Source organism: Pedobacter sp. Leaf176, assembly GCF_001424305.1.
Classification (GTDB): domain Bacteria; phylum Bacteroidota; class Bacteroidia; order Sphingobacteriales; family Sphingobacteriaceae; genus Pedobacter.
Genome location: NZ_LMPD01000001.1, coordinates 135711 through 160253, shown reverse-complemented (window position 1 = coordinate 160253; position 24543 = coordinate 135711). Strand labels below are relative to the sequence as shown.

Genomic DNA, 24543 nt, shown 5'->3' with positions numbered 1-24543 from the left:
CCGTTTTCTTAAATTTGTTCGGTTTTATTTTGCGTAAGGAAAGTTTCTCGAAACTTTTCGCATCATATGTTCAACCAAATCATCTGTAGAAGTTGTAATGCTATCGTTCATCGTTTTAAAAAATCTCCAGAGTAAATCACCAGAAGTGCCGCTATTCAGCGTAAGTGTAAGCGTTCCGGTACCGGTTTTGCCACCAAAACCGCCAAACAACACGGCTGATGCGATGGCTCCTGCTTCGGTTTTTGTTTGCTCCGTTTCAAAACTGCCGCCTAAAACCGCATCTACACCAAGAATTTTCGCAACTTCATCTTTCGTCATTTCATCTAATTTATCAGCAATACCAGCTTTTTTTAACAAGATATTTGTTTTATCTACATCCTGAAATTCTACCGTATAGTCGCCCGCTTTGCGGAGCAAAAATGTGTACATACTCGATTGGATTGATTTAGACATCGTTTTCTCCTGATCTCTGTTTGCCTCTGCATTAAAATTTCTGGGCATTTTCTTATAAGAAATCTTGGTAGCAAAAGGAAGAATTGCGACCAGTTTGTGGGTAGCTTTTTCCGATTTAAGTTTCGGGCTTTCAAAAATCTGCTTTGAACCTTCAAACTGGGCTTTGGCTGCAAAAGAAGTCGCAACCACTAAGAGCGATAATAAAATTTTTTTCATCATTAAATAATTTGTTTAACCAAACATAAAGAATAAAAGTAAATCTTGAGCATCAAAACTAACTTTACAGTTTTTACTTTTTACTTTCTGCATACCCTATTTATTTCTTAATCGGGTATTTTTGATTTATGAAAGTAGAAATCTGGTCGGATGTAATGTGTCCGTTTTGCTATATCGGGAAGCGTCATTTTGAAAAAGCAATTGAAAATTTGCCTTTCAAAAGCGAAATAGATGTTGAATGGAAAAGCTACCAGCTTAATCCGGAGTATCATAATAAAAACAATGAGTCTGTTTACGATTATCTTTCCAGAAGTAAAGGAATGCCGGTTGAACAGGCCAGACAGATGACAAAGCAAGTTTCTGATATGGCGCTTGATGCTGGTTTAACAATAAACTTCGATAAGAATATACCTGCAAATACCTTCGATGCGCACCGCCTGATTCATTTGGCGGCGAAACACAATCTTCAGGATTTGGCCGAAGAAAAACTTTTCGAAGCACACTTTGTACGGGGCCTAAATATCGGTGAGCATGCAGTGTTATTGCAACTTGCGCAGGAAATAGGATTGGATAGGGAAGAATCATCAGCGGTTTTACAGGGTGCGCAATTTGCCGAGGCTGTTCGGTACGATGTTTACGAAAGTCAGAATTTGGGCATTCGTGGCGTTCCATATTTTGTTATGGATAGGAAATATGGTGTTTCCGGGGCTCAGCCTGTTCAGGCTTTTACGGATGCCCTGACCAAAAGCTTCGCCGAATGGAAATCTGCTCAGCCTAAAACAAATCTGACTTCACTAAATCAAAATGATGGTGCGATATGTGATGAAAACGGCTGTGAGCTAGAATAATTTTTCTGTTTTGCTTCACTCACTTTCTACATCTTCCTTCCGTGCATTCCGTGTTTCTGAGGCAATAATAAAACACCACAGGCAACGAAACAAAACAACTGTGAGTTAGAATATTTACCCTCAAATTCCACATCTTGCTTCTATAATTTCAGTTTGCTCAGAAAAATGATGTGCCTAACGGTAAAACTTTCCGCATCAAGTTATTTTCCCTTTAGTGGCGTTAGCAAATATTCCAATCCATTAACCCGAATTTCGAACATTGTGGCCATTAAATCGCCGAGTTTGCCTTTCGGAAAGCCCTTGTCCTTATACCAAAGCAAATAACTTTCAGGAATATTGCAAATTAAATAACCTTTGTATTTGCCATAAGGCATTTGCATTTTAACCAAATCGAGCAAGAGCGTAGGGTCTAACATTTAATCGATTAGTTCTAAAGTTTGTATGGCTTCTTCAACTGTGTTAATATTGTCAAAAGCAATTCTTAAGGTATTTTTAACTTCCTTTATATTACACATTCTCGGATGATTTTGTGCAAAGGTTAAAATTTTGGTAAAAGTTTCAGAATCAAAGTATTTCGACTGTTTATCACTTAGGAAATACCCGCGTAAACTATTTTTCTTAAAGCTGATTTTTTCAAAACCCAACTTTTTGCCCAGCCACTGCAACCTCACAACACTCAGCATGGTTTTTACTTGTGGCGGAACCGGTCCGAATCTATCTGCTAAATGTTTTTCAAAAATTGCTAATTCGTTTTCGTCGTCCAGTTTGGAAAGTTCTGTATACAGATTGTAACGTTCGGTAATATTGGTGATATAGGCATCTGGAATATACAATTCTAAATCGGTATCAACTTGTGTAAAACCGACATAGGAGCGCGCAGGTTCGTTCTCAAATAAGCCTTTAAATTCGGCTTCTTTTAATTCCTGGATGGCTTCGTCTAGAATTTTGTGATACATTTCGAAACCAATTTCAGCAATGAAACCACTTTGCTCTGCGCCAAGTAAGTTCCCGCTTCCGCGAATGTCTAAATCACGCATTGCTACATTGAATCCGCTTCCTAAGTCAGAAAATTCTTCAATGGCGCTTAAGCGCTTTCTGGCTTCAGAAGTTAAGGTGGATAATGGCGGCGAAAGTAAATAACAAAATGCTTTCTTATTGCTTCGCCCAACACGTCCGCGCATCTGGTGTAAATCGCTCAAGCCGAACATGTGCGCGTGATTAATGATAATTGTGTTGGCGTTCGGGATATCCAGACCGGCTTCGATAATTGTTGTAGCCACTAAAACATCTTTTTCGCCATTGATAAAGTCAAGCATTACATCTTCCAAAGCATCACCATCCAGTTGACCATGAGCAATACCAATTCTGGCTTTCGGAACCAGTTTCTGAATCAATCCGCCCAATTGCATTAAATCATTTACGCGGTTATGAATAAAGAAAACCTGGCCGCCTCTATCCAGTTCAAATTGAACAGCTTCCTGAATTAATTTATCGTTAAAGACATGCAATTCCGTACTAACGGGCTGGCGATTTGGCGGTGGCGTACTGATAATCGATAGATCCCGTGCGCCCATTAAGGAGAAGTGTAAAGTTCTTGGGATGGGCGTTGCTGTAAGCGTCAACGTATCAACATTTACACGCACGGCTTTAAGCCTTTCTTTTGCCGTAACGCCAAACTTTTGCTCCTCATCAATTATCATGATGCCAAGGTCTTTGAATTTTACATCCTTGCTTAGCAAACGGTGCGTACCGATTAAAATGTCAACCTTTCCTGCTGCGGCTTCGGCTAGGGTATCTTTAATCTGTTTACTGGTTTTAAAACGATTGATGTAATCAACCGTTACGGGGAAATCTTTTAATCTGGAAGAAAAAGTCTTGAAATGCTGAAGTGCCAAAATCGTTGTCGGAACTAAAATTGCAGCCTGTTTACCTTCTGCAACAGCTTTAAAAGCAGCACGAACGGCAATTTCTGTTTTACCAAAACCAACATCACCACAAACCAATCTATCCATCGGGTGTGGCGATTCCATGTCTTTCTTAACGTCTTGTGTTGCTTTTAACTGGTCGGGTGTATCTTCGTAAATGAAAGAAGCCTCCAGTTCGGTCTGCAAATACCCATCAGGAGAAAAAGCGGTTCCGGCCTGCGTTTTGCGTAGAGCATAAAGCTTAATTAAATCGCGGGCAATGTCTTTAACTTTTTTTTTTGTGGTTTTTTTAAGTTTATCCCAGGCATCGGTACCAAGCTTATTCATCTTCGGTACACCGCTTTCTTTTCCACTGTATTTCGCAATTCTATTTAGCGAGTTAATATTAACGTAAAGCAAATCATTATCAGCATAAATTAAGCGAATCATTTCCTGAGTTTTGCCGTTTACTTCAACCTTTTCAAGTCCTGCGTATTTACCAATACCGTGGTCAATGTGCGTAACATAGTCTCCGGATTTTAACTCACGAAGGTCTTTCAGCGTAATCGCCTGACTTTTCTGATAGCCTTTTTTAAGCTTGTATTTGTAATAACGATCAAAAATCTGATGGTCGGTATAGAATGCTGTTTGAATTTGCGCATCAACAAAGCCTTCACGCAACATGCTGTTGATTGGTGTAAACTTGGCAGTTTTGTCAATGTCCTCTAAAATTGCATACAATCGTTCAATTTGTTTTGGCGAATCGGTAAATATGAAATTCACTATTCCCGCTTTTTCATTCTCTTTCAAATTATGAATGAGCAGGTTAAAATCTTTATTAAACGATGGCTGCGGGCGGGTTTCGAATTCAAAACGATTTTCTGTCTGGTAGAAAAACTGCTTGCCAAATTCTATTATCGGAAAATCCTGGAGATGATCGCCAAGGAGCTTTTCATCCGTAAAAGCAAATTTAGGATCAATCCAATCCGGGTTCTGGGTTTTATCAGCCAATGATAAAGCTTTCCAAAGTTCTACAGCTTTTTTATAGCCGGCTTTTACAATATCTAGCGTAAATTCAACATCTTTAAACCAAAGCTGCGTATCGCTATCAATGTAATCTAAAATGCTGATGTTGCTTTCTGTCAGAAACTTCGCCTGTACATTCGGAACGATGGTAAGCGATTTAACATCAGCCACCGAAAGCTGACTTTCAATTTCAAAACTCCGGATGCTTTCAACCTCATCGCCAAAAAACTCAATTCGATATGGTAAATCAGAAGAAAAAGAAAAAATATCAACGATACCTCCACGAATTGAAAACTGTCCTGGCTCATAAACAAAATCCCTGCGGTCGAAATCGTAATCAATTAAAAATTCATTGATAAAATCAATGCCCAGCTTTGCGCCCAAACTAATCTCTAAAGTATTTTTCTCTAAAGCGGAGCGGTCTATTACTTTTTCAGCAATCGCCTCGGGGTAGGACACTACTATCTTGCCGTATTCCGAGTCGTGATTAAGTTCATTCAAAACTTCTGCTCGAGCCAAAACGTTGGCCGTATCAACCTGGGTAAAATCGAAAGATTTTCTGTATGATGAAGGGAATAGCAAAACCTGTTTATCTAAAACACTTTCTAAGTCCGACTGGAAATAAGCGGCCTCTTCCCTATCCGGAAGAATAAAAAGCAAAGGCTTGTGCAATAAAAAGTATGAAGAAAGTGCAACTATGGCATCAGCCGAACCAACCAAACCCTTTAATTGTATTTTCGGGTTTTTAGAAGTATTCAACGCCTTGGTAAATTGAGTTACCCTATCGTCGGTTTTGTATCTGTTTATTAAATCGCGAATGTTCAAGGCACAAAAATAAGCTTATCTTTTATATTTTAACGCCAAAACTTATGTAAAGGTTTTTTTAAGTTTGCAGCTACATTTTTATTAAATTCAAAATATTTGTTCGAACTGATAAAGCCCTTGGTCGTTTTTTTTTTAGGGTTGGTCGAATTAATGCTTCTTTCTGTAACAAAACTTTTTCCTTTAATCTAAATAATATAAAAAGCGATACATGAAACACCTCAAAAGCTTTCCTTTAGAAATTTTTTTCTGGGTAACAGCTTTAGTGTTGATGGCAACCGCAAATGTAAATGAGCATCACTTTACAATTTGCCCGCTGGCAAATTTGGGCTTTGCAGATTGGTGCCCGGGGTGTGGACTAGGAAGGTCGATTAGTCATGTCTTACATGGCGAATTTGCCGAAAGCTTTTCCGAGCATTGGTTAGGTTTTCCAGCCTTAGTAATTATAGTGTATAGAATAATAACATTAATTAAATACAAAACGAACAAAAAATACTCAACTACAAACACATAGAAATCATGGATATATATCAATCACCTCTAATGTCGTTACCAGGTATAACACCAGAGGAATACTCGTACTTACAGCAGGCAACAACCGGCTTAACGGAACAACAATTGCGGAATTTTTTGATGGTTTACAGCAGCAAAAGAAAAAATCCGTCAGATATGTTAATTTTCTGTTTAATTGGCTTATTCGTTGTGCCGGGCTTGCAAAGATTTATTGTTGGCCAAATCGGGATGGGAATTTTGTACCTTTTAACAATCGGTTTATGCTTCATTGGTTCAATTGTAGATATTATAAACCACAAAACCCTTGCTTTCGAGCATAACCAGAAAATGGTTTTCGAAAGTTTGCAAATGGTTAGAATGGGCGGATTTCAATAAGTCCGTTAATTTTTAGAAAAGCAGGGACAGCAAAAGTTTTAATGTTAGTCCCGCCATACACTGCAAGTCCGCACCCGATGAAGAATCGGGTTTGCGGGCTTTTTGTTTCTGTCGGGTTTACTGAAATTGGTTCTCCAAAACTACGGACTTTCTCTTCCGCGCCTTGCCTTTTAAGCTTCGTAAGTTTGTCCAAATTTCTATCTTTATACCATGAAGTTATCAGTAATAACAAATTATCTGGAAAGCATAGCGCCTTTAAATTATCAGGAAAATTACGATAATTCGGGCTTAATTGTCGGCGATCCAAATATGGATATTCAGGCTGCGCTAGTTGCGCTGGATTGCGTAGAAAAGATAGTTGATGAAGCGATTTCTACCGGATGTAACTTGATAATTACCCATCACCCGATTATTTTTAAAGGCCTGAAAAAGCTAAACGGAAAAAATTATGTAGAGCGGGTTATTTTAAAAGCGGTTAGAAACAATGTTGCCTTGTATGCCATACACACAAACCTGGATGCGGTGCACACCGGAGTAAACGCCAGAATTTGTGATAAACTTGGCCTTAGTGGCATTAAAGTGCTTTCGCCAAAATCAGGTTTACTAAAAAAACTGGTCACTTTTTGTCCACAAGCACAGGCCGAGCAATTGCGTTCGGCACTTTTTTATGCAGGCGGCGGAAATATCGGAAACTACAGTGAAGCGAGTTTTAATGCAGATGGTTTCGGAACTTTCAAAGCAAATGAAAATGCCGAGCCTTTCGTTGGGGAAAAAGGTGTCCGTCACCAGGAGCCGGAAGTTAGAATCGAAATTATGTATCCTGTTCAATCAGAAAGAAAGATTTTGCTTGCGCTATTCGAGAACCACCCTTACGAAGAAGTCGCGTATGATTTATATAACCTCGAAAACAAACACCAGCAAGTCGGTTCCGGAATGGTTGGCTGGTTGGAATACGACATGGAAGCCTATGATTTTTTGCACATGGTTAAAGATAAAATGCAGGCAAAGGTTGTTCGTTATACCTCTGTTCTACCGAAAAGGATTAAAAAAGTTGCGGTTTGCGGAGGTTCAGGGAGTTTTCTTCTAAAAGAAGCAATTGCCGCTGGCGCTGACGCATTTATTACGGCTGATTTTAAATACCATGAGTTTTTTGACGCAGAAGAAAAATTAATCATTGCCGACATCGGACACTTTGAAACTGAACAATTTACATCAAATTTATTGGTTGAAATTATTCAGAAAAAATTTACTAACTTTGCAATCCGTTTAACGGAGCAAAATACAAACCCCATAAATTACTTGTTTTAATGGAACAAACCGTAGAACAAAAGCTAAAAGCTTTATACGAATTACAAAATATCCACACCAAAATTGATAAAATCCGTCAGGTAAGAGGCGAACTTCCTATGGAGGTTGCCGACCTTGAAGATGATGTTTTAGGATTAGAAACCAGAATCCAGAAAATCAAGGCAGATCTTGATGATCTTGAAGATTCTATCGTAACGCGTAAAAACACAATAAAAGATGCGCAAGCAGCTATTAAAAGATACGATACGCAACTAAAAGAAGTTAAAAACAATCGAGAATACGATGCTTTAACTAAAGAAATTGAGATTCAAGGCTTAGATATCCAGGTTTCTGAAAAGAAAATTAAAGAGCACGGTTTCGAAATTACTTCGAAAACTGAAATCTATGAAGCTGCTAAAGCTGAGTTAGAAGGCAGAAAAAAGGATTTAGAAACTAAAAGAAAAGAATTAGGTGTAATTACTGCCGAAACGGAAAAGGAAGAGCAAGATTTGCAGAAGAAAGCCGATAGTGCAGAACCAACAATTGATGAACGCTTATTGGTTGCTTATAAACGCCTACGTAAAAACGCAATTAATGGTTTAGCTGTTGTAACCATTGATAGGGATTCTTGTTCAGGTTGTTTCAATCAGATACCGCCTCAACGTCAACTGGATATCCGCCAGCGTAAAAAAATTATTGTATGCGAGCATTGCGGGCGTATATTAGTCGATGAAGCTTTAACTCATGAAGTCGCAGAAGCTTAGTTAATAAGAAAGTATTAAAAAGTCCCAATTTTTTGGGACTTTTTCTTTTAAGGCCAAATCTAAAGTTCGAGTAATGAATTCATGAATTGAGGTACAGTATTTGTTATTAGATATCTTCGATTTAAATCATAACAATGACTAAAAGCTTACGTTTTGCCTCCGTTTTTTTGCCCTTACTGCTAGTTTTACCGCATTTTACATTTGCTAATTTTGATTTTAATGCCAATTGTTTAAATGCCTACAAAAGCGTTTTCGAATTGAAATTGGGGAATGCAAGGGCATATGTATCAACCGAAAAGAAGCAGCACCCAAACAACTCAATAATTCCCCTGCTCGAGAACTACATTGACTATTTTACCCTTATCACTTCTGGAAGTAAATCGGAATTCGATAAACTGAAAGGTAATAAATCGATAAGGTTAGATAAAATAAGCGATGACGAAAAGAATTCTCCTTATTATTTATATGCACAGGCCGAGATTAATTTGCAATGGGCTTTAATTCGAGCCCGATTTGGAGAGTATTTCAATTCCGCAATGGAAATCCGGAAAGCAAATTCCATGCTTCAGGAAAATGCAAAAAAATTCCCCGCTTTTTTATTGAATAATAAGGGGTTAGGGCTAATTAATACCGTACTTGGCAATCTTCCGGACGGCGTTCTAAAAACAACCTTATCAACTTTTGGCATAAAGGGTAACATGCAAAGCGGTTTAGCTATGCTGGATAAACTTGCCGATGGATTGCCGAAATCTTCCTATGAACCTTTTTATGAAGAAGTCGTGTTCTACTACGCTTACGTATTAACGGATGTTGCCCACAGTTCTTCTGCTTATGCTAAAACAATGAAATATACTAACCGAATCGCAGATACGAGCCTTTTAAAATCTTATCTTCAGAGCTATGTTTGTATTAAGACTGCGCATAACGATGAAGCAATAACCATTTTAGCGAAGAGACCTGAGGGCGGAGTTTATCAGTCATTTCCTTACCTGGATTATCTCGAAGGAATAGCACACTTAAATAAATTAGATCTCGCAGCATCCGGCTACTTCAATAGATTTCTGACAAATAATAAAGGAGCCAACTACATAAAAGATGCAAACCTGCATCTTGCATGGATTTCGCTCTTGAAGGGCGATAAAACGGGCTACTCAACTTTGGCAACCAAAGCTCTAAATACAGGTTTTACTTATAATGAGAAAGATAAACAGGCTCAAAATGAGGCTGCCGCACCTGCTCCTCCAGTAGATTTACTTAGAGCCAGGCTCCTTTTTGATGGCGGATATCTTTCAAAAGCAGGCCAGCTGTTAGAAGATAAAAAGGCATCTGATTATGCTTCAGATAAAGACAAAACCGAATTTAATTACAGAACCGGGAGAATCTATGATGATTTGGGAAAGGATGATCAGGCGTTAAATTATTATCAGGCTGCGGTTAACAGCGGCCGAAATCTGAAATATTATTTTGCATCTAATGCAGCCTTACAAATGGGTAAGGTTTATGAGAAAAAAGGGAATAAGACTAAAGCTAAAGAGGCTTTTAATACCGCCATCTCCATGAAGAACCATGAATATGAGAATAGTATTGAAAGCCAGGCAAAAGCCGGAATTAAAAGGCTGGGAAGTTAAAACCTGTAAACGAACGCATTTATATGCATGCCAGCGCCTACTGATGCGAAAACTGCGACATCTCCTTTTCTAACTTTGTAGCCTTCAACTTGTTCCTTCAAAACTAAATCAAGGAGTGTAGGGATGGTTGCAACCGAGCTGTTTCCCAGCCAGCTGATTGTCATTGGAACGAGATTTTCTGGTACATTGTCTAAACCATAAAGCTTAAACAAACGTTTCATTATGGCAGCGTCCATTTTTCCATTGGCTTGATGAACAAAAACAATATTCACATCCTCAATGTTTAAACCCGCCTTGTCAACGGCTTTTTTAATAACCTGAGGGACTTGTATTACTGCAAATTCGTAAAGTTTACGGCCATTCATCTTAAGATAATAATTGCCGTTAGTTTCTTCAGGATGAGCGCCCTTTCCCATCGTTAGCAAGCCCCCATGTTGTAATGCATGAGTTTCTGTTTTGTGCGCAAGAATACCGTCTTGTTCACCTACCTGTTTTATGCCTTCATAAATCACTGCTCCTGCACCATCAGAAAAGATCATGCTATCTCTGTCGTGCGGATCTATAATTCTTGATAAAGTTTCAGCACCAATAACTAAAACCCTTTTTGCATCGCCACTTTTGATGTAATAATCGGCTTGAATACTACCTTGCACCCAACCAGGACAGCCAAAAATGATATCATAGGCAACACAATCTGGATTTGAAATTCCTAGTTGTTGTTTAACTTTGGAAGCCAATGAAGGTAATATATCAATGCGGTTACTATTTAGGGGGACATCACCAAAGTTGTGGCAAAAAATAATATAATCTAAAGTTTCTTTATCAATGCCCGCGTTTTGTATGGCTTTTTCAGCAGCCTTTGCACCAATCTGATTGCTTAACTGATCATGACAAACATAGCGGCGTTCCACTATCTCAGTAATTTCAGAAAACTTGTGGATGATTTCAGAATTTTCCTTTTCCAAACGATTTCCGTTTTCAAAAAAAGTTGAATTTAGAAACTCATCACCTGTAATAATATTTTCAGGAATATAACTTCCTGTTCCAATAATGACAGTATTTATTGTTGCGCTCATAATTATAATACCACATACTAAAACGGTATCTGGTATAAAAATATGGTTAATAAATTATAAAAGGAAATTATTTAAGAAAAATCGTCGATAAGGAACACAAAGAGTTCTTTAGGGCCGTGCGCGCCGAGAACCAGTGTTTTCTCTATATCAGCTGTACGGCTTGGTCCGGTAATGGTGCATATCATGGATGGTATTTGACTGCCATATTTGTTCTTAATCAGTTGGAAACCGTCTTTTAAATCTAAAACAAGTTGGCTTGAGCGCGCAATGACAATATGGTGGTGTGGAAATATACTTAATCGTCTCCCAGCAGCACTTTCATTTGTTACCATAATACTTCCATTTCTGGCAATTAACGCTTCACACATCGTGATACCGGCTTCAGCTTGTTCGAACGCTTTATCCGTCTGGTAAAACGGAAACTCATACCGGGCTAAAAAATCTTGCAATTCAGGCTCCCAACAATAAATTTTTCGCCATTTGAACCTGTCAGCAAGTTGGAGCATGTTTTCAATAAAGTCTATACCATCTTCACAAAAGATAAAGTTTCCTGAAACTGCAGTTAATTGTTCTGCGAACAATACTTCAAGTTCTTCATTGTTTTCTTTGTACAAAGGAAGTTCTTCCAGATTAGGATAAGGGTTTTCGCGCTTTTCCAGAAGCGCTTTTCTTATCTTTTTTAGCATTTGTTCTTTCGCTGTCGTATTATCCCTCATGGTATAAAAACTAAAAACCCCGGATATTCACATCCGAGGTTTCAAACTTATGTATAAATGTTTTGTTTTAAAAGCCTTTTCTTTGCATAAATTAAGCTTCTACTGGAGGAACATTGTTCGTTCCACCTTTGGCCAGCTCTTCGGTTATTTCAGCGCCAAAAGGACGCTTTCCGAAAATATTTTCCAAATCGTCTTTAAACAATACTTCTTTTTCAATTAAAATGTCTGCAAGTTGGATTAACTTATCCTTATTATCCTGAAGTAAATTTATAGCTCTCTGATATTGACTTTCTATTAAAGAGGAAATTTCTTTATCAATAATTAAGGCAGTTTCTTCAGAGTAAGGTTTATTAAAATTATACTCATTCTGACCTGAAGAATCGTAATAGGTGATGTTACCTAGCTTTTCATTTAAGCCATAAATGGTAATCATCGCTCTGGCTTGTTTATTAACTTTTTCAAGATCGCTTAATGCGCCGGTTGAAATGGTATCAAAAATAACCTTTTCAGCCGCACGTCCACCCATTGTAGCGCACATTTCATCAAGCATTTGGTGAGGGCGAACAATTAAGCGCTCTTCCGGCAAGTACCAGGCCGCACCTAAACTTTGTCCTCGCGGAACGATGGTTACCTTAATTAAAGGTGCAGCATGTTCAAGCATCCAACTTACTGTAGCGTGACCAGCCTCATGAATTGCAATTGCTCTTTTTTCTGATGGCGTAACAATTTTGTTTTTCTTTTCTAAACCACCGACAATTCTATCAACCGCATCTAAGAAGTCTTGCTTATCAACCGCCGTTTTGTTTTTACGAGCAGCAATTAAAGCGGCTTCGTTGCACACATTTGCAATATCTGCGCCTGAAAATCCTGGAGTTTGTTTTGCCAGGAATTCAGTATCTAAACCTTCGGCCATTTTAATTGGCTTTAAGTGGACTTCAAAAATCTCTTTACGTTCACGAACATCCGGCAAATCAACATAAATTTGTCTGTCGAAACGACCAGCCCTTAATAAAGCTTTATCTAAAACATCAGCCCTGTTTGTCGCTGCCAAAATGATAACATGTGTATTGGTTCCAAAACCATCCATTTCTACCAACAACTGGTTCAAAGTGTTTTCGCGTTCATCGTTACCGCCCATCACACCATTTTTACCGCGGGCGCGACCAATTGCATCAATCTCATCTATAAAGATAATACAAGGTGATTTGTCTTTCGCCTGTTTAAACAAGTCTCTGACACGTGAGGCGCCGACACCAACAAACATTTCCACGAAATCAGACCCTGATAATGAAAAGAAAGGAACTTGAGCTTCCCCAGCAACAGCTTTTGCCAATAAGGTTTTTCCTGTACCCGGAGAACCCACCAGTAAAGCACCTTTCGGAATTTTACCACCTAATACCGTATATTTCTGAGGATTTTTAAGGAATTCTACAATTTCCTGAATCTCTTCTTTAGCACCTTCTAAACCCGCTACGTCTTTAAATGTGGTTTTGACATCATTTTTTTCATCAAATAAGGTTGCTTTTGATTTACCTATATTGAAAATCTGTCCGCCGCCACCGGCACCTCCGCCCATACGGCGCATCATAAATATCCAGAAAGCGATTAACAGCAATACCGGTACGATAATCGTAAGAAACCAACTAGCCAAAGGATTATTTTTAGTTGTTGGTTGCGCTAAGACTCTCTGATTGCTCGGAATATCTTTTTGAGAATCAGCAAGTAACTTATCTAATGCATCAGGAGAACCAGCAATAAAGTAAACTGTTGGGCCGGTGTTATTATTAAAGCTGCTTGTACTTTTATATGCCTTGTATTGCGGTTTATTTAAGCTGTCTTTTTTTATGTAAACTTCTGCTTTTACAATATCATCAGATTTATAGGAAATGATTTTATCTACATCGCCTTTAAGCAGCATTTCAGTTTCGAACGTTCTATAGGATACTTCCTTGCCTCCTTCTGTCGTAAATAAAAACTGGGCCGCTATTATCGCCACAATAATGGCTGCATAAACCCAAAAAATATTAAATTTAGACCCACCTTTCTGGGGTTTTTTTGGAATATTCGGCAGTTTTTTACCTGCCTTATTGTTCTCGTTTGTATTTTGATTATTATTCATTTGTTTTCTTAAAAAGGTATATTAACGGTTATGCGCTTTGGTAATTAGTGCTTTCAGCATCACCCCATAACTCTTCGATGCCATAAAAGTGGCGCTTTTCAGTTTTAAAAATGTGTACAACCACGTCGAAATAATCTAAAATAATCCAGTCTGCAGATTCAAAACCTTCTTTATGTCTTGGATCTGTTTGAGTTGCTTTATATATTTCCTTCTCCACACTATCAGCAATAGCTTTTACCTGCGTAGCAGAATTTGCGCTCGCGATAATGAAATAATCTGCTACTGAAGTATGAATATTTTTAAGGTCCAACCGCACAATATCTTCTCCTTTTTTTTCTTGTATGCCATGTACGGCTAACTCAGAAAGGTATGTAGAAAGGGCTACTATTTTCTTTTTTACCATTAAAATGCTTTAATTTTGGAATTACAATTAAATATAAATTTAACACTTGCAAAATAACACTTTTTCGACACTATTTGTTGGTCAAAATCTAATCAAACTAAAAGAAGTTGATTCGACGAATAATTATTTAAAAAAGATGGTGTCAAATTCCGATCCACTACCTGAAGGAACTGTAATTATGGCAGACCACCAATTCGCAGGAAGAGGGCAGCAGGAAAGTGTATGGCACACAGAACCGGGTAAAAATATCAGTACAAGTATATATTTGAAACCGAGTTTTTTACCGTTAGAAATGCAGTTTTATTTGAATATTTTAGTTAGTTTGGCTGTTGCAGATGCGCTTTCTGACATTCTTCCAGATCCTGTTGAGGTTAAATGGCCTAATGATATTTATTACAATAAAAGGAAACTTGGTGGCATACTTATAGAAAGCACACTGACAGGTTCAATCATTAAATCGACTATCGTTGGGCTTGGGTTGAACGTCAACCAAGCCGAGTTCCAAGAGAAATTAAGTACTAATGCGATATCTATCCGTCAAATTTTACATAAAGAAGTGGAATTGGAGCGTATCATGGAAAAAATATTCTTTTTTATGGAAAAATACTATTTAAATTTGAAGTCAAAGAGGTATGATTTTTTAGGAAAGGAATATTTAAAAAGACTTTTAAACTACAATATCAAATCAGGTTATCGTCAAAATGGTCGGGTTTTTGAAGGTGTTATTGTTGGTGTTGAAGCTAATGGGTTATTAAGAGTAGAAGTTGAAGGGGAATTAAGAAGATTCAATTTTAAAGAAATAGAATACATACACACACAAATTAAACAATAATGAAAAAAATCACTTTAGTACTATCAATGGTTTTATTTACCATTGCTGGCGCATTCGCTCAAATCGAGAAACCGGTAACCTGGGCTTACGTAGCTAAAAAGACAAGCAAAACAGAAGCTACTTTGTATATAAAGGCATCTATAGAAGACAGATGGCATATTTATTCTCAAAATGTAAAAAGTGGCGGCCCTGTTAAAACTACCTTCACTTTTTCACCATCTAAAGATTTCACGTTAGTTGGAAAAACTGCAGAACCAAAAGCGATTGTTAAATACGAAGACACATTTAAAATGAATGTAAGCTATTTTGAAGATCAAGTTGTATTTCAGCAAAAAATAAAGCTTAATAAAGGTGTTACCGCTGTTAAGGGAAAAGTAGAATTTATGGTTTGTAACGATAAGCAATGCCTTCCACCAGAGGAAGTTGAATTCAGTATTCCAGTAAAATAAAGCAGATGTTTGTACATAGAAAGAGCTTCCAAATCGGGAGCTCTTTCTATTTAAAGTAAAATCTGCGTTTCGCTTTCTTTTCCATAATCGTTTTGTGTATTTTCGCCAGAATAAACACACACACATGAAGAGGGTTTTATTGTTAATTATGTTAGCCGTAATGTTTGTTGCGCTGCCGACATCTAAAAGTCTTGCCAATAACAAGCAAGACACAACCGCATCTGTGCCAGATGATATTCAGTTTACAGAGGTTGGTTCTGCACAGGACAGTGCTGCAAATAGCATTGTTAAAGATTCAACAACGAAGGATACAACAGCCGTTTCTGCTAAAGTAGAAAAGGCTGGCACTGTGCAGGAAGGCTCATCGAAATCACTTCTTTCCATATTCGCAGCGGGATTTATAGCGGGATTAATTGCTTTCCTGCTTCCTTGTATATTTCCTATGGTACCGTTAACAGTAAGTTATTTTACCAAGAGAGCTGAAACTAAAGGAAAAGGAATACAAGGCGCTATAATTTACGGTGTTTCTATTATCGTGATTTATGTCGTTTTAGGCTTGCTTATCACGTTGATATTCGGTGCCAGTGCGCTGAATGAGCTCGCTACCGACGGATTTTTTAATGTATTTATATTTTTAATATTGTTAATTTTTGGAATCTCATTTTTGGGCGCCTTCGAAATTACACTGCCAAGCTCATTTGTAAATAAAATGGATTCGAAATCCGATTCAAAAGGATTGACAGGGATATTTTTCATGGCAGCGACATTAGCTGTGGTGTCCTTCTCTTGTACAGGTCCTTTAATAGGAACGCTGTTGGTTACTGTTGGTCAAACCGGCGGATTTTTAGCTCCTATTATGGGGATGTTTGGTTTCTCTTTAGCGTTGGCTTTAATATTTGTGGTTTTCGCAATTTTTCCAAGCTGGATGACTTCTCTTCCGAAATCCGGTGGTTGGTTAAATGCTGTTAAGGTTGTATTGGGGTTGATAGAAATTGCCCTGGCACTGAAATTTTTATCTACTGCAGATTTGGCTTATCACTGGGGGATTTTAGACAGAGAAGTTTTCATTGCCATCTGGGTAGTCATTGCATTTGTTTTAGGCTTTTATTTGTTAGGAAAGATAAAATTCTCTCACGATAGTGATTTACCTTATATATCAATCCAAAGGTTATTTTTGGGAGGAGCTGCCTTTGTTTTTGCATTCTACCTGATTCCTGGTTTATGGGGAGCACCATTAAAGGCTGTTAGTTCGTTGGTGCCGCCTTTGTCTACACAGGATTTTGTTATTGGATTGGAAGGCCCATCTGAAAATCAGCCCTCAGGCCCAGCTCATTCAAAAAGAAAATATGCGGATTTTTTACATATTCCCCATAATATTGACGGTTTCTTCGATTACCAGGAAGCATTAGCTTACGCTAAAGAAGTTAAAAAACCGCTTTTCCTCGATTTTACAGGCCATGGTTGCGTGAATTGCCGTGAAATGGAAGCAAAAGTCTGGTCGGATCCCCGCGTGCTTAAAAAGTTGAAGGAAGATTATATCGTTGTATCATTATATACAGATGATAAAACAGCTTTGCCGGAAAATGAGCAATTTGATTCGGAAATTTTAGGGTCAAAAACTAGCCCTGTAAAAGTAAATACAGTAGGTAAAAAGTTCAAACATTTACAGGCTGAAAGATTCAACACGATTTCGCAGCCTTATTATGTGCTTTTGGGTACCGATGAAAAAGAATTAGTTTCTCCGCCAATAGGGGTAGAATATAATATTAAAAAATATTTGCAATATCTGGATAAAGGTCTTTCAGAATTTGCCAAGAAACAAACAAATGAATAAGATAAAGAACATTGGTGTTTTAACCTCCGGAGGGGATTCTCCGGGCATGAACGCCGCCATTAGGGCTGTTGTTAGAGCCTCAATTTATTATGATATTGAAGTAACCGGTTTTCTTCGCGGATATGAAGGTCTGATTCACGATGATTGTATTCCGATGGATCGTAAATCAGTAGCGAACATCATACAGCGGGGAGGTACAATTTTAAAAACAGCACGTAGCGACGCTTTCAGAACTGTTGAGGGTAGAAAAGCGGCCTATGATAATTTGAAAAGCAGAAATATCGATGCCTTAGTTGTTATCGGCGGTGACGGAACTTTTACCGGAGCAAATGTTTTTGCGAATGAATTTGATTTCCCAATTGTGGGTTTGCCGGGAACAATTGATAATGATTTGGCGGGTACCGATTTTACAATCGGTTATGATTCGGCGATAAACACAGTAATTGATGCGGTGGATAGAATTAGAGACACTGCTGAATCTCACGACAGGCTTTTCATTGTTGAGGTAATGGGGCGCGACTCCGGCCTAATTGCATTGAGAAGCGGTATTGGCGTTGGTGCTGAAGCAATTCTTATTCCTGAAGCCAATATGGGCGTGGAAGATGTACTTCATAAATTGGAACACAGCCGGAAAGATAAATCGTCAAAAATTATCATTGTTGCCGAGGGTGATGACGCTGGTGGTGCATTCAAAGTTGGCGAAATTCTCCAGTCAAAATACCCACACTACGACACAAAAGTGTCGGTTTTGGGGCATATACAACGGGGAGGAAAGCCAACTTGTATGGACAGGGTTTTGGCCAGCCGTTTAGGCGTGGTGGCTGTTGAAGGTTTGATAAACGGCGAGCGTAGTGTAATGGCAGGCCAGGTTAACCGAGAAATGGTTTTTACACCATTTGATCATGCAATTAAGCATATAGATGCAGAAAAAGTGAGCTCCCGGTGGTTAAAACTGATCGACATACTTTCTTTTTAATAAAAAAGCTGATGAGTAGTTTTGCTACTCATCAGCTATAAATTTTCCAGTATAACAGCTGTTCCACTGGCTGTTACCATGAGCATGCTGCCGCCCGTTCCAACGGTTTCGTAATCTAAATCAACGCCAACAATAGCATTAGCGCCTAAAGCGGCGGCATATTGTTGCATTTCGTTTACAGCCGTATCTTTGGCTTCTCTTAAAACTTGCTCATAAGCACTCGAACGGCCACCAACAATGTCTCTTATCCCGGCAAATAAGTCCTTAAAAATATTTGCGCCAATAATGGTTTCCCCAGTAACGAGACCAATGTATTTTACAATTTTTGTGCCCTCAACAGAAGGCGTTGTGGTTACTAACATATTTATTAAGCTTTTTCAATTAGAAAGTTTTTTTCGATAAATGTTACATTCTGTTTTGAAATCAGATTCGTTCATCCTGTTGATATCAACGCTCGTTTTAAATTTTAAAAGTCAGGAAAACACATTGCTTGATATTGGTTGGTGATTAAAGTAACAACCCGGCAACTTCTTCCCAAGTGTTCACGCGTTCGTATTCGGTAACCAGTAAATTATGTGGCGAGGTGAAAAGCAAAGGCCTTCCCGGAAAATTTACAAAGTTCTTGGTACGATCATCGATGATGATATCGGCCTGAACAATTTTATTTCCACAAAACATAATGTGTTGCCAGTCGATAAAAGGAAAATGCTCGGCAAGCCAATCGTATTTGTCTACCAAAGAATTGCGGAATTCCATAGCAGCTGAAACAATGTAAACGTCATATTTTTGTTGTAAGGCTTTAATTACCCGCTGACTATCGGGGATAACATTCAGATCCCTGAAAAAGCCTGGTTCATTAATGTATTCAAACCATTTTTGATTTACATCCTGAGGAACGTGATGATAAATTTCGTTGCCGGCATCAATTTTTAAATCTAAAGGAACGTCATAGTCTCTGTTATAAAGTTTAATAAATTTTCCGATGGCATCAGCTACAACCTCATCCATATCAATAGCAATTCTTTCCATGTTATATATGCAAATTTTTAAGTCAAATCTCCTGAAAATAAACTAATTAAACTATGTTTTTAATTTGAAGATTTTTTTTATCTTTGCAGCCCGCAACACGAAGTTCCGGGAAATATGTTGAATACATAAACAAAAAAGAAATGGCAACTAAAATCAGATTGCAAAGGTTTGGTAAAAAAGGAAAACCTTTTTTCCACGTAGTAGTAGCAGATTCACGTGCTCCACGTGATGGTAAATTCATTGAGCGTTTAGGTTCTTATAACCCGAACACCAATCCTGCAACTATCGAAATTAACTTCGAAAAAACTTTAGCCTGGGTTAACAAAGGTGCTGAGCCTACTGATACCGCTCGTGCTATCCTATCTTACAAAGGTGTTTTATACAAAAAACACTTAGAAGGTGGTGTTAAAAAAGGTGCTTTAACTCAAGAACAGGCTGATGAGAAATTCACTGCTTGGTTAGATGCTAAAGCAGGTAAAATTTCTGGTAAAACAGAAGGTTTAGCGACGTCTAAAGCGGATGCCCGTAAAGCAGCTTTAGCAGCAGAAGCTAAGAAAAAGGAAGATAGAGCAGCAGCTATCGCAGCTAAAAATGCACCAGTTGCAGAAGAGGTTGTTGAAGAAGAAGTTACTGAAGAAGCGCCAGCTGTTGAAGCTGAGGCAACTGAAGCAGCTCCTGCAGCAGAAACTAAAGAAGAAGGAGCAGAATAATTTAATTATTTTGTTTTTAGAAATAGCGTTCCGGATCCGGAACGCTATTTTTATATAAAGAGATTTTTATCAAGCGCCGTCATTGCGAGGCACGAAGCAATCTAATAGGTGTAGGAAAGCGATTGCTTCATCTGATGAGAAATCAGATTCGTAATAAAGGCAATAATGAATTCAAAGGGTTATGAAACATGAAGAAGCATTTTACGTAGGGTACGTCACAAAAAGCAGAGGCTTGAAAGGCGAAGTTCAGGTTTTTTTTGAATTTGACGCATACGAACAGTTGACTTTTGATGTCGTTTTTGCTGATATGAACGGCAAGCTGGTTCCGTATTTTGTAGCCTCGGCAAAATTGCAAGCCAATAAAACCGGCTATTTTAATTTTGATGATGTCGATCATATTGATAAGGCACAACCATTGTTAAAAAAGAAGCTTTATCTACCAATTGCTCAAATGCCCGAACGTGATGAAGATGAATTCTTTTACACGGATTTAAAGGGCTTTACCGCAGTAGATGAAACATTAGGTGAGCTTGGAGAAATCATTGAGGTAAATGAATATCCGCAACAATTTGTGGCAACCGTTTTGTATAGAGGAACTGAAATCCTTTTCCCTTTAAATGAAGATTTTATCATCGAAATTGATGATGAGGAAAAAATATTAACACTCGCTTTGCCGGAGGGTTTACTAGATGTTTATCTTGAAAATTAAACTTAAATTTGAAGATGCGTTTTGATATCATAACTGTTTTACCTGCCTTACTTGAGAGTCCGTTTGCCCATTCTATTCTGCAAAGAGCACAAAATAAGGGAATTGCTGAAATTGTTGTTCATAATTTACGTGATTATGCGACCAATAAGCAAAAGAGTGTGGATGATTATCAGTACGGTGGCGGCAGCGGTATGGTAATGAGTATTGAACCTTTTGCAGCCTGTATAGAAAAACTTCAGGCACAGCGTGCCTATGATGACATTATCTTTATGAGCCCTGACGGCGTAACTTTAAATCAGAGTACTGCAAACGAGCTTTCCATAAAGAAAAACATCATCATCTTATGTGGACATTATAAAGGCATAGATCAGCGCATCAGAGACGTTTTTGTAACCAGAGAGATTTCTGTTGGTGATTACGTTTTAAGTGGCGGAGAACTGCCCGCTGCAATTGTGGTAGACGCTGTGGTCCGTTTAATTCCCGGAGTTTTGAATGATGAGACCTCTGCCCTGTCCGACAGCTTTCAAGGCGAACTTTTAGATGCGCCGGTTTATACTCGTCCGGCAGATTGGCGGGGACACAAAGTGCCCGATATTTTGCTTAGCGGACACGAAGCCAAAGTGAATGAATGGCGGCACGAACAGGCTTTGGAAAGGACTAAGACCCGTCGTCCTGACCTTTTGGAATAGAAGCATTTACCTGATTTAATGTGGAATTCCAAAAGATTGTGGAAAAAATAAAATTAGTTTTTTTTATTGGGAAATAATCCCTAATATTGCAATCCGAATTTCACGGGTTGAAATGTCGATTTAATAGCTTAAAATCATGGATTTAGTAAAATTTGTTGAAGAGCAGGCCATCGCGAAAAAAGATTTTCCTGCGTTCAAGTCTGGCGATACAGTGAGCGTACACTATAAAATTCGCGAAGGTAATAAAGAACGTATTCAAATTTACCAAGGTGTTGTTATACAACGAAACAGCGCAGGTGCAAACGAAACTTTCACTGTTCGTAAAATGAGCAACGGTGTTGGTGTAGAACGTATATTCCCTATCAGTTCTCCTAACATTGAGAAAGTTGAAGTGAATAGCTACGGTAAAGTTCGCAGAGCGAAATTGTTCTATTTACGCGCATTAACTGGTAAAGCTGCCCGTATTAAATCTTTAAGAAAATAATATTCTTTGTTGCGAGATATAGACCTTCACGATTAAAATCGTGGAGGTTTTTTTGTTATATCATCTTTATCTAATTTACAAAGCAATATGTTAGATTCTGCTTTTTTTGAGCAAACTTTTTGGGGTAATACGGTAAGGGCCTACTGCTTATTTGGAGGTATTCTCTTAACCGGGCTTATTTTCAAAACAATTGTTTCAAAACTATTAAGTAAATTGTTGTTTAAGCTTTTTCAGCGATTTTCCCAGCAGAGTCATGACGATACTTTCGTTGCCTTACTGCTCAATCCAATTGAGATTTTTATCCTTTTTTCGACATTTTATTTGTCTATTAATCAGCTTAAACATCCTTTGGAAGTAACTGTTTTCCATTTCAATAAATTAATTGGAAAAGTTAAAGTAGCAATTCCTGTTACGATTGGTGAATGCATCGACAGAATATTTTTATTCCTGATAATCCTATCCGTTTTCTGGATATTTCTTCGGATAATTGATTTCATTTCACATGTGTTGATGTATCGGGCTTCACTTACTGAAAGCAAATCGGATGATCAACTGGTGCCGTTTTTGAAAGAGTTACTTAAAACAATTGTCGTATTTATAGGCTTCTTCACTTTACTTGGTTTTGTTTTCGAAGTAAATGTATTAACCCTGATAACCGGATTGGGAATCGGGGGTATTGCAATCGCTTTAGCTGCAAAAGAGAGCCTGGAAAACTTACTCGGGTCATTTACTATTTTCCTTGATAAGCCATTTACTGTAGGTGATTTGGTTAAAGTAGACGGCGTAGAAGGAACAGTGGAAAAAGTTGGTTTCAGGAGTACGTTAATCCGTACATCGGAGAAAACTATGGCGACAATTCCGAATAAGGGAATGATAGATGGCGTGTTGGAAAATATGAGTTTAAGGAATTTCAGAAGAGTGAAATTTTCTTTTGGGATTACTTATGAAACCAATGTAGAAACCATCAAAAAAATCGTTGACGAGATAAGAATCTATATCCATGACCATGCGGATACGAGCGATGACGGCAACGCCTATTTTGAAGGATTTGGTGACTCTTCGTTAAACATCGAGGTCATTTATTTCGTTTCAATTACAGCCTACAATGACTATTTAGCTGTTAAGCAGGAAATCAATTTCAAAATAATGGAGATTGTGATGCAGAATAAATCTGACTTTGCTTATCCAACTCAAAGATTAATCAGCGATAAGCCAGCTAATTCAGCAACAGGAGAAAAGGAAGTAGGAAATGATGCTACCGACTAGAAACAAGATTAATGGGATTTTAAGATTATCAGGATAATTTAGCTAAAGTTGTTGTAAATTAATGCAGCCAGGCTTAGATGTACTAAGGTGCCTTAAGGTGGTTAAAATAATTAACTTAATGTTGCTAGAGTTGTAATTCCGCCTTTAACAACATCATTAAGGGCTACGTTAACTTTTGTTCCTACAGGAAGGAAAACATCTACTCTTGAGCCGAATTTGATAAAACCAAACTGTTCTGCCTGAACAACCTGATCGCCTTCTTTTACATACCAAACAATTCTGCGGGCCAATGCACCGGCAATTTGACGAAATAAAACAGGCGTTCCGTTTTTATGTTCCACAACAGTTGTTGTGCGCTCATTTTCTGTAGAAGATTTTGGATTCCATGCAGCAAGGTATTTACCCGGATGGTATTTAAAAAACTTTACCACACCTGAAATCGGATTGCGGTTAATGTGAACATTAACTGGCGACATGAAGATCGACACCTGTAGTCTTTTATCTTTGAAATATTCGCTTTCTTCAGTTTCTTCGATTACAACAACTTTGCCGTCTGCGGGGCAGATTACTAAATTTTCATCGCTTGAAAAGCTGCGGCTCGGATTGCGAAAAAATTGTAATACAATAATAAAAAGTAATGCAGAAAATATGTAAATAAACCAGCGTAACCACGTTAGATCATAATACTTGTAATCTATAAATGCATTAATAACAAAAATAAACAGTATGCTTAAAGCTATTGTTGTGTAGCCTTCTTTATGTATGGTCATTATATTGGAAATTATTGAACAAAGGTGCGAAAAATAAATAATACAAACTAGATTTATGCTTCAGTTGCCCTGTAGATATCCGTTAAATTCCTGCCCAGGCCATTGTAATCCAGGCCATAACCAACCACGAATTCGTTGGAAATTTCAAATCCTACATAATATAGTTCTTCAATCTCCTGTTTTAAAGCCGCAGGTTTAAGTAAAAGCGAGGCTACTTTTAACGAAGAAGGATTTTTTTCTTTAATCGTTTTGACAATATGAGTTAAAGTTAAACCTGTATCTACGATATCTTCTACGATAATAATGTCACGACCTTCGATGTTATCTGGTAAGCCAATTAATTCTTTCACTCGTCCTGAACTGGACGCCCCTTCGTATGATGCAACACGCATGAACGCGATTTCGCAAGGGATTTTAATTTCTTTAATTAAATCAGCCATGAATAAAAAACTACCATTTAGAATACCGATAAATAAAGGACACTTGTTTTCGTAATCCACGTTAATTTGGATACCAAGTAACCGAATCCTTTTACTAATGGTATCGTTTTCCAGGAAAATTTCAAATTCCCTGTCTTCTACTTTTATTTTATGCATGAGCCGGATTTAATTAGCATTAAGGATTAAACAACATTCTTATTCAGCT

The 24543-nt window shown here is 37.9% G+C and carries 26 protein-coding genes; 15 read left to right on the top strand and 11 right to left on the bottom strand.

Translation table 11 applies throughout. The annotated features are described in order from the left end of the window. Window positions 1-24 precede the first annotated feature (24 nt). Window positions 25-672: a hypothetical protein gene (locus tag ASF92_RS00710; protein ID WP_231729711.1), complete on the bottom strand. Its 648-nt coding sequence runs from the start codon at window positions 670-672 to the stop codon at window positions 25-27. A 125-nt stretch (window positions 673-797) separates the two neighbouring features. Between ASF92_RS00710 and ASF92_RS00705 the strand changes: the two genes are divergently transcribed. Continuing rightward, window positions 798-1517: a DsbA family oxidoreductase gene (locus ASF92_RS00705; protein WP_056086371.1), complete on the top strand. Its 720-nt coding sequence runs from the start codon at window positions 798-800 to the stop codon at window positions 1515-1517. Between the two features lie 200 nt (window positions 1518-1717). Here ASF92_RS00705 and ASF92_RS00700 read toward each other — a convergent pair whose 3' ends face one another. Both ASF92_RS00700 and mfd read right to left on the bottom strand, forming a co-directional pair. Continuing rightward, window positions 1718-1933 (bottom strand): DUF3820 family protein, encoded by a 216-nt coding sequence (locus ASF92_RS00700; RefSeq protein WP_056086366.1) that lies wholly within the window; start codon window positions 1931-1933, stop codon window positions 1718-1720. Further along, window positions 1934-5272, bottom strand: a complete 3339-nt coding sequence (mfd, locus tag ASF92_RS00695; protein WP_056086364.1) for a transcription-repair coupling factor — start codon at window positions 5270-5272, stop codon at window positions 1934-1936. Window positions 5273-5480: 208 nt separating this feature from the next. Between mfd and ASF92_RS00690 the strand changes: the two genes are divergently transcribed. The 5 genes from ASF92_RS00690 to ASF92_RS00665 all read left to right on the top strand — a co-directional run bounded on the left by ASF92_RS00690 (window position 5481) and on the right by ASF92_RS00665 (window position 9836). Then, window positions 5481-5783 (top strand): DUF2752 domain-containing protein, encoded by a 303-nt coding sequence (locus ASF92_RS00690; protein WP_056086362.1) that lies wholly within the window; start codon window positions 5481-5483, stop codon window positions 5781-5783. A gap of 5 nt (window positions 5784-5788) precedes the next feature. Further along, window positions 5789-6157 carry a TM2 domain-containing protein gene (locus ASF92_RS00685; protein ID WP_056086359.1) on the top strand — a complete coding sequence of 123 codons (369 nt, stop codon included), beginning with the start codon at window positions 5789-5791 and terminating at the stop codon, window positions 6155-6157. A gap of 210 nt (window positions 6158-6367) precedes the next feature. Then, window positions 6368-7465 (top strand): Nif3-like dinuclear metal center hexameric protein, encoded by a 1098-nt coding sequence (locus ASF92_RS00675; RefSeq protein ID WP_056086352.1) that lies wholly within the window; start codon window positions 6368-6370, stop codon window positions 7463-7465. Next, on the top strand, window positions 7465-8208 hold the full coding sequence (locus ASF92_RS00670) for a zinc ribbon domain-containing protein (RefSeq protein WP_056086350.1): 744 nt from the start codon (window positions 7465-7467) through the stop codon (window positions 8206-8208). Before ASF92_RS00675 ends, ASF92_RS00670 begins: the two co-directional genes overlap by 1 nt. Window positions 8209-8342: 134 nt before the next feature. Beyond that, window positions 8343-9836: a hypothetical protein gene (locus ASF92_RS00665; protein ID WP_056086349.1), complete on the top strand. Its 1494-nt coding sequence runs from the start codon at window positions 8343-8345 to the stop codon at window positions 9834-9836. Here ASF92_RS00665 and ASF92_RS00660 read toward each other — a convergent pair. The 4 genes from ASF92_RS00660 to rsfS all read right to left on the bottom strand — a co-directional run bounded on the left by ASF92_RS00660 (window position 9833) and on the right by rsfS (window position 14150). Further along, window positions 9833-10912 (bottom strand): 3-oxoacyl-ACP synthase III family protein, encoded by a 1080-nt coding sequence (locus ASF92_RS00660; RefSeq protein ID WP_056086346.1) that lies wholly within the window; start codon window positions 10910-10912, stop codon window positions 9833-9835. The genes ASF92_RS00665 and ASF92_RS00660 overlap by 4 nt on opposite strands. Window positions 10913-10983: 71 nt before the next feature. Then, entirely contained in the window at window positions 10984-11628 is a 645-nt protein-coding gene (locus ASF92_RS00655; RefSeq protein ID WP_056086341.1) for an LUD domain-containing protein, read from the bottom strand. A 91-nt stretch (window positions 11629-11719) separates the two neighbouring features. Then, a complete protein-coding gene (gene ftsH, locus ASF92_RS00650; RefSeq protein WP_082489414.1) occupies window positions 11720-13747 on the bottom strand; it encodes an ATP-dependent zinc metalloprotease FtsH in 2028 nt (675 codons plus the stop codon). Between the two features lie 28 nt (window positions 13748-13775). Then, window positions 13776-14150, bottom strand: coding sequence for a ribosome silencing factor (gene rsfS, locus ASF92_RS00645; RefSeq protein WP_056086338.1), 375 nt, complete (start codon window positions 14148-14150; stop codon window positions 13776-13778). Window positions 14151-14196: 46 nt separating this feature from the next. Between rsfS and ASF92_RS00640 the strand changes: the two genes are divergently transcribed. The 4 genes from ASF92_RS00640 (at window position 14197) to pfkA (ending at window position 18241) form a co-directional block, all read left to right on the top strand. After that, complete coding sequence (locus ASF92_RS00640) at window positions 14197-14982, top strand: biotin--[acetyl-CoA-carboxylase] ligase (protein WP_056086335.1); 786 nt, start codon at window positions 14197-14199, stop codon at window positions 14980-14982. Continuing rightward, on the top strand, window positions 14982-15431 hold the full coding sequence (locus ASF92_RS00635) for a protein-disulfide reductase DsbD domain-containing protein (RefSeq protein ID WP_056086332.1): 450 nt from the start codon (window positions 14982-14984) through the stop codon (window positions 15429-15431). Before ASF92_RS00640 ends, ASF92_RS00635 begins: the two co-directional genes overlap by 1 nt. Before the next feature lie 124 nt (window positions 15432-15555). Further along, window positions 15556-17265: a protein-disulfide reductase DsbD gene (locus ASF92_RS00630; RefSeq protein ID WP_056086329.1), complete on the top strand. Its 1710-nt coding sequence runs from the start codon at window positions 15556-15558 to the stop codon at window positions 17263-17265. Continuing rightward, the gene (gene pfkA / locus ASF92_RS00625; RefSeq protein ID WP_056086326.1) at window positions 17258-18241 is read left to right on the top strand and encodes a 6-phosphofructokinase; all 984 of its coding nucleotides are present in this window, start codon (window positions 17258-17260) and stop codon (window positions 18239-18241) included. The genes ASF92_RS00630 and pfkA overlap by 8 nt, the downstream gene beginning before the upstream one ends. A 35-nt stretch (window positions 18242-18276) precedes the next feature. On the opposite strand, the gene ASF92_RS00620 is transcribed toward pfkA, so the two are convergent. Together ASF92_RS00620 and ASF92_RS00615 are read right to left on the bottom strand one after the other, a co-directional pair. Continuing rightward, window positions 18277-18603, bottom strand: a complete 327-nt coding sequence (locus ASF92_RS00620) for a heavy metal-binding domain-containing protein (protein WP_056086323.1) — start codon at window positions 18601-18603, stop codon at window positions 18277-18279. A 145-nt stretch (window positions 18604-18748) separates the two neighbouring features. Next, entirely contained in the window at window positions 18749-19270 is a 522-nt protein-coding gene (locus ASF92_RS00615) for a 5'-3'-deoxyribonucleotidase (protein ID WP_056086319.1), read from the bottom strand. A 140-nt stretch (window positions 19271-19410) separates the two neighbouring features. Here ASF92_RS00615 and ASF92_RS00610 point away from each other — a divergent pair, with 140 nt between their 5' ends. From ASF92_RS00610 to ASF92_RS00590, 5 genes are all read left to right on the top strand, one after another. Then, window positions 19411-19980 (top strand): 30S ribosomal protein S16, encoded by a 570-nt coding sequence (locus ASF92_RS00610; protein WP_056089009.1) that lies wholly within the window; start codon window positions 19411-19413, stop codon window positions 19978-19980. A gap of 181 nt (window positions 19981-20161) precedes the next feature. Next, window positions 20162-20689 (top strand): ribosome maturation factor RimM, encoded by a 528-nt coding sequence (gene rimM, locus ASF92_RS00605; RefSeq protein WP_056086316.1) that lies wholly within the window; start codon window positions 20162-20164, stop codon window positions 20687-20689. A gap of 14 nt (window positions 20690-20703) precedes the next feature. After that, window positions 20704-21378: a tRNA (guanosine(37)-N1)-methyltransferase TrmD gene (gene trmD, locus ASF92_RS00600; protein WP_056086313.1), complete on the top strand. Its 675-nt coding sequence runs from the start codon at window positions 20704-20706 to the stop codon at window positions 21376-21378. A 136-nt stretch (window positions 21379-21514) separates the two neighbouring features. After that, on the top strand, window positions 21515-21862 hold the full coding sequence (gene rplS / locus ASF92_RS00595) for a 50S ribosomal protein L19 (protein ID WP_056086310.1): 348 nt from the start codon (window positions 21515-21517) through the stop codon (window positions 21860-21862). An 87-nt stretch (window positions 21863-21949) separates the two neighbouring features. Then, window positions 21950-23128 (top strand): mechanosensitive ion channel family protein, encoded by a 1179-nt coding sequence (locus ASF92_RS00590; RefSeq protein WP_056086308.1) that lies wholly within the window; start codon window positions 21950-21952, stop codon window positions 23126-23128. A 110-nt stretch (window positions 23129-23238) separates the two neighbouring features. On the opposite strand, the gene ASF92_RS00585 is transcribed toward ASF92_RS00590, so the two are convergent. Then, entirely contained in the window at window positions 23239-23898 is a 660-nt protein-coding gene (locus ASF92_RS00585) for a phosphatidylserine decarboxylase family protein (protein ID WP_056086305.1), read from the bottom strand. Window positions 23899-23951: 53 nt separating this feature from the next. After that, complete coding sequence (hpt, locus tag ASF92_RS00580; protein WP_056086303.1) at window positions 23952-24494, bottom strand: hypoxanthine phosphoribosyltransferase; 543 nt, start codon at window positions 24492-24494, stop codon at window positions 23952-23954. Between the last annotated feature and the right edge of the window lie 49 nt (window positions 24495-24543).

Bases quoted from the DNA above. Each gene is read 5' to 3' on its own strand.
- ASF92_RS00705 (WP_056086371.1), top strand. From the start codon at position 798: ATGAAAGTAGAAATCTGGTCGGATGTAATGTGTCCGTTTTGCTATATC.
- ASF92_RS00700 (WP_056086366.1), bottom strand. From the start codon at position 1,933: ATGTTAGACCCTACGCTCTTGCTCGATTTGGTTAAAATGCAAATGCCT.
- ASF92_RS00690 (WP_056086362.1), top strand. From the start codon at position 5,481: ATGAAACACCTCAAAAGCTTTCCTTTAGAAATTTTTTTCTGGGTAACA.
- ASF92_RS00655 (WP_056086341.1), bottom strand. From the start codon at position 11,628: ATGAGGGATAATACGACAGCGAAAGAACAAATGCTAAAAAAGATAAGA.
- ASF92_RS00610 (WP_056089009.1), top strand. From the start codon at position 19,411: ATGGCAACTAAAATCAGATTGCAAAGGTTTGGTAAAAAAGGAAAACCT.
- ASF92_RS00630 (WP_056086329.1), top strand. From the start codon at position 15,556: ATGAAGAGGGTTTTATTGTTAATTATGTTAGCCGTAATGTTTGTTGCG.
- ASF92_RS00670 (WP_056086350.1), top strand. From the start codon at position 7,465: ATGGAACAAACCGTAGAACAAAAGCTAAAAGCTTTATACGAATTACAA.
- hpt (WP_056086303.1), bottom strand. From the start codon at position 24,494: ATGCATAAAATAAAAGTAGAAGACAGGGAATTTGAAATTTTCCTGGAA.
- ASF92_RS00590 (WP_056086308.1), top strand. From the start codon at position 21,950: ATGTTAGATTCTGCTTTTTTTGAGCAAACTTTTTGGGGTAATACGGTA.
- ASF92_RS00710 (WP_231729711.1), bottom strand. From the start codon at position 672: ATGATGAAAAAAATTTTATTATCGCTCTTAGTGGTTGCGACTTCTTTT.
- rplS (WP_056086310.1), top strand. From the start codon at position 21,515: ATGGATTTAGTAAAATTTGTTGAAGAGCAGGCCATCGCGAAAAAAGAT.
- ASF92_RS00685 (WP_056086359.1), top strand. From the start codon at position 5,789: ATGGATATATATCAATCACCTCTAATGTCGTTACCAGGTATAACACCA.
- trmD (WP_056086313.1), top strand. From the start codon at position 20,704: ATGCGTTTTGATATCATAACTGTTTTACCTGCCTTACTTGAGAGTCCG.
- ASF92_RS00675 (WP_056086352.1), top strand. From the start codon at position 6,368: ATGAAGTTATCAGTAATAACAAATTATCTGGAAAGCATAGCGCCTTTA.
- ASF92_RS00665 (WP_056086349.1), top strand. From the start codon at position 8,343: ATGACTAAAAGCTTACGTTTTGCCTCCGTTTTTTTGCCCTTACTGCTA.
- ASF92_RS00620 (WP_056086323.1), bottom strand. From the start codon at position 18,603: ATGTTAGTAACCACAACGCCTTCTGTTGAGGGCACAAAAATTGTAAAA.
- rimM (WP_056086316.1), top strand. From the start codon at position 20,162: ATGAAACATGAAGAAGCATTTTACGTAGGGTACGTCACAAAAAGCAGA.
- ftsH (WP_082489414.1), bottom strand. From the start codon at position 13,747: ATGAATAATAATCAAAATACAAACGAGAACAATAAGGCAGGTAAAAAA.
- ASF92_RS00635 (WP_056086332.1), top strand. From the start codon at position 14,982: ATGAAAAAAATCACTTTAGTACTATCAATGGTTTTATTTACCATTGCT.
- rsfS (WP_056086338.1), bottom strand. From the start codon at position 14,150: ATGGTAAAAAAGAAAATAGTAGCCCTTTCTACATACCTTTCTGAGTTA.
- ASF92_RS00615 (WP_056086319.1), bottom strand. From the start codon at position 19,270: ATGGAAAGAATTGCTATTGATATGGATGAGGTTGTAGCTGATGCCATC.
- ASF92_RS00585 (WP_056086305.1), bottom strand. From the start codon at position 23,898: ATGACCATACATAAAGAAGGCTACACAACAATAGCTTTAAGCATACTG.
- pfkA (WP_056086326.1), top strand. From the start codon at position 17,258: ATGAATAAGATAAAGAACATTGGTGTTTTAACCTCCGGAGGGGATTCT.
- ASF92_RS00660 (WP_056086346.1), bottom strand. From the start codon at position 10,912: ATGAGCGCAACAATAAATACTGTCATTATTGGAACAGGAAGTTATATT.